The sequence below is a fragment of the Isoptericola sp. NPDC057391 genome, assembly GCF_042668085.1.
Taxonomy (GTDB): domain Bacteria; phylum Actinomycetota; class Actinomycetes; order Actinomycetales; family Cellulomonadaceae; genus Isoptericola.
Map to the genome: position 1 here is coordinate 1 of NZ_JBHVBO010000279.1, position 3,741 is coordinate 3,741.

Annotated in this window: 3 protein-coding genes; 1 reads left to right on the forward strand and 2 read right to left on the reverse strand. The window is 72.6% G+C overall.

Going from position 1 to position 3,741, the window contains the following annotated elements:
* Positions 1-68: 68 nt before the first annotated feature.
* A complete protein-coding gene (locus ACFUVW_RS20165; protein ID WP_430573076.1) occupies positions 69-1,421 on the reverse strand; it encodes an ABC transporter substrate-binding protein in 1,353 nt (450 codons plus the stop codon).
* A gap of 184 nt (positions 1,422-1,605) precedes the next feature.
* Entirely contained in the window at positions 1,606-2,127 is a 522-nt protein-coding gene (locus ACFUVW_RS20170) for a DUF2505 domain-containing protein (protein WP_430573077.1), read from the reverse strand.
* A gap of 63 nt (positions 2,128-2,190) precedes the next feature.
* Here ACFUVW_RS20170 and ACFUVW_RS20175 point away from each other — a divergent pair, with 63 nt between their 5' ends.
* The gene (locus ACFUVW_RS20175; RefSeq protein ID WP_430573078.1) at positions 2,191-3,681 is read left to right on the forward strand and encodes a sensor histidine kinase; all 1,491 of its coding nucleotides are present in this window, start codon (positions 2,191-2,193) and stop codon (positions 3,679-3,681) included.
* The last annotated feature ends 60 nt before the right edge of the window (positions 3,682-3,741 follow it).

The window sequence follows — 3,741 nt, forward strand, 5'->3', positions numbered from 1 at the left end:
CCCCGCCGAGACTGGGGCGGGGGGGGCCCGGCCGACGGCGCGGCGGGGGTCAGGGACTGGTCAGGGGGTCAGAGCCCGAGCGAGGCGTACTCGTCGAGGGCGCCCTGCCAGCTCTTCTCCGGGTCGTCACCGTTGAGGTCCACCCGGTTCAGCGCGTTCTGCACGGACTGGTGGATCGCGAAGTAGTTCTTGCCCTTGAACGGGGCCCCGTCGATCGCCTGGGCACGGGTCGAGAAGATCGGGCCGACCGGGGCGTCGTTGAAGAAGTCGTTCGTGGAGCTCTGCACGGTCTCGGAGGCCTGCGCCTCGAGCTGCGACGGGAAGGTGTTGGCGTTCTTGTACGCCTCCTCCTGGATCTCCGGGGAGGTCAGCCACGCCGCGAGCTCCTTGGCCGCGTCGGCGTTCGGGCCCGAGGACGGCACGGTGAGGAACGAACCGCCCCAGTTGCCGCCGCCGCCGGGGAAGACGTCCGCGACGTCCCAGCCCTCGACGCCGCCCGCGTTCTGCTCGATGGACGCGGTCATCCACGGCGGGCAGAGCATGGTGGCCCAGGCGTTGTTCTGGAAGCCGGCGACCCAGTCCTCGCCCCACTGCTCGAGGCCGGCGGACAGGTCGTCGTCGACCGAGGCGGCGAGCACCTGGTCGTACAGGTCCTTGATGTCCTGGTTGGTCTTGAGGTCCTTGGGCTCGCCCGTCGACGGGTCCTCGTACGCGCCGTCGAGCTGGTTCACCATGCCCTGGTAGGTCGGCACCGCGCCGTCGAACCAGGCCGAGTCCGACTTGGCGACGAACTTCTTGCCGAGGTCGAAGTAGTCCTGCCACGTGGCGTCGTCGCCGCCGAGCGCCTCGGCGACCTTCTCGCGGTCGGTCGGCAGACCGGCCTTCTCGAACAGGTCGGCGCGGTAGCAGATGGCCTCCGGGCCGATGTCGGTGCCGTAGCCGATGAGCTTGCCGTCGGCCGTCGTGGCCTGCTGGACCTTCCAGTCCACCCACCGGTCGGCCAGGGCCGGGTCGGTGAGGTCCTCGAAGAGGTCGGGGTACTGCATGAGCTCGGGCAGCCAGTCGACCTCGATGGCCTCGATGTCGGCCAGGCCCTCGCCGCCGGCGGCGAGCTTGGTCGTGAGGTTGTTGCGCGCGTCCTCGGACGTCGCGGCGGTGACCTGCTTGACGGTGACGTTCGGGTGCTCCTCGGTGTACTTCGCGAGGAGCTCGTCGGTGTAGCCGAACTGGTTGAAGGTGGCGACGGTCAGGGTGACCTTCTCGTCACCGGAGGCCTCGTCGCCGCCGTCGCCCGAGCCGCCGCAGGCGGTCAGGGCGAGGGCGAGGGTCGCGACGCCGGCGGTCGCCGCGACGACGCGGCGGGTCCGGCGGGTGGGTCGGGTGCTGCTGAGCACGGTGACTCCCTTGTCTGGGTCGGGCATGCGAGATGGAGGGTTGGTAGCGCTCCCACCGTCATGGTGGTAGCGCTCCCACAGCCAGGTCATGATGCTGGCCGTCGGTAGTGACGAAAGTCAAGCCCGCCGAGGGTGTCGATGCCGTTCCGTGACGCAGAGGGATGCGTCTGCGCAGGTCAGAGGCCTGGGCGGCCGGCTCGTGTCCGGATCGTTATCGGTCTTCACCCGGCGCGGAGCGCGTCGCGAGCCACTCCCGGCCGGCCTTGCCCTCGGCCTCGAGGGTCGAGCGGACCGCTCGTGCGGCGGCCTCGGCCACGGCGGCGCCGAACAGGGGCACCGTCGCACGGACCTCGCCGTCGTACACCTGCCGCGTGCCGCCGTCCGCCGTCGACTCCAGGCGCACCGTCCCGGTCACCCGCACGGGCGCGCCGGCGATCTCGACGGCGATGGTCCCGGTGCGCAGGTCGCCGGACGGCGCCTCCCACACCTCCGCCTGGCGCACCTCCAGGTGGTCGCCGACGAACGGCCGCACCTGCGCGGGGATGAGGTCGGTGGGCAGGGTGCGCCGCACCGCGATCGTGAAGCCGTCGGCCGGGCTGCCGGTCACGTCCGCCTGCTCGACGCGGCCGCCGGGGTCGCGCAGCGCCCGCCAGCGGATGAACGCCTCGTCGGCGAGCATCGCGACGACGGCGTCCGCGTCCGCCGCGTAGGTCAGCTCCACGGTCAGGTGCACGAGGTCACCCTACCGAGGCGGGAGCGGGGCGGGAGCGCCCGTAGGCTGGTGGGCGTGTCCGCCATGAGTGACCTCATCGCCCAGAACGCCGACCTCTCCGAGGAAGACGCCGAGTGGCTGCACCTCCTCGTGGGCGACTGGCAGCTCGTGTCAGACCTCGCCTTCGCCGACCTCGTGCTGTGGCTCCCCACGTCCGACGGCGGCTTCGTCGCGCTCGCCCAGTGCCGGCCGTCCACCGGGGCGACGGTGCACTACGACGACATCGTCGGCTCGTTCGCCCCCGACGGGCAGCGCCCGCAGCTCGCGGCGGCCATGACCGAGGTGCGGGCGCAGCGCTCCCGTGAGCCGCGCTGGTTCGGCGCGTACGCCGTCCGCGAGGAGGCCGTGCCGGTGGTGCACGAGGGGCGGCCGATCGCCGTCGTCGCGCGGCAGACCAACCTCGGCTCCGGGCGCACGCCCAGCCGCCTCGAGCTCAACTACGTGGAGTCGGCCGACGACATCCTCGCGATGATCGGGCGGGGCGAGTACCCCGCCACGAACGCCGCCACGGGCCCGCGCCGCGGAGCACCGCGCGTCGGCGACGGGCTCATCCGCCTCAACTCCGAGGGCGAGGTGCTCTACGCCAGCCCGAACGCGCTGTCCTGCTTCCACCGCCTCGGCGTCATCGGGCCGCTCGTCGGGCAGTCGCTGGTCGAGGTGACCGCCGACATCGTGCAGCACCAGGACACGGTGGACGAGTCGCTGCCGCTGGTCGTCATGGGCCGCGCGCCGTGGCGCACCGACATCGAGGCCAAGGGCGTGGCGCTGTCCCTGCGCGCCCTGCCGCTCACCGACCACGGGCAGCGCATCGGCGCGGTCCTGCTGTGCCGCGACGTGTCCGAGCTGCGCCGCCGGGAGCGCGAGCTCATGACCAAGGACGCGACCATCCGCGAGATCCACCACCGGGTGAAGAACAACCTCGCCACCGTGGCCGCGCTGCTGCGGCTGCAGGCCCGCCGCATGGACGTGCCCGAGGCCCGGGCCGCGCTGGAGGAGGCGATGCGCCGCGTCGCGACCATCTCGATGGTGCACGAGTCCCTGTCGCAGACCCTCGACGAGCACGTCGAGCTCGACGACATGCTGAGCCGCGCGCTGCGCCTGGCCGCCGACGTGGCGTCGACGCGGACGCAGGTGCGCACCCGCCAGACCGGGTCGTTCGGCATGGTCCCCGCGCAGGACGCCACGCCCCTCGCGCTGGTGCTCACCGAGCTCGTGACGAACGCCGTCGAGCACGGCTTCCCCGGGCGGGAGTCGGGCAACGTCGAGATCGACGTGCAGCGCGACGGGGCCTCGATGCGCGTGGTCGTCGCCGACGACGGCGTGGGGATGCCCGACGGCATCGCCACGCTGGGGCGCGCGTCGCGCAGCGGCCTGGGGTCGCAGATCGTGCAGACGCTCGTGACGAACGAGCTGGGCGGCACCATCGACTGGGAGGCGCGCGAGGGCGGCGGCACCCAGGTGGTGCTGGAGCTGGAGCTGCGCGACGGTCAGCCCGCGGCGCGCTCCGGGTACTGACCGGCGACCGGCTTCTGACCGGTGAGAGCCGGACGCACGAAGGGACGGACCGCGCTGCGG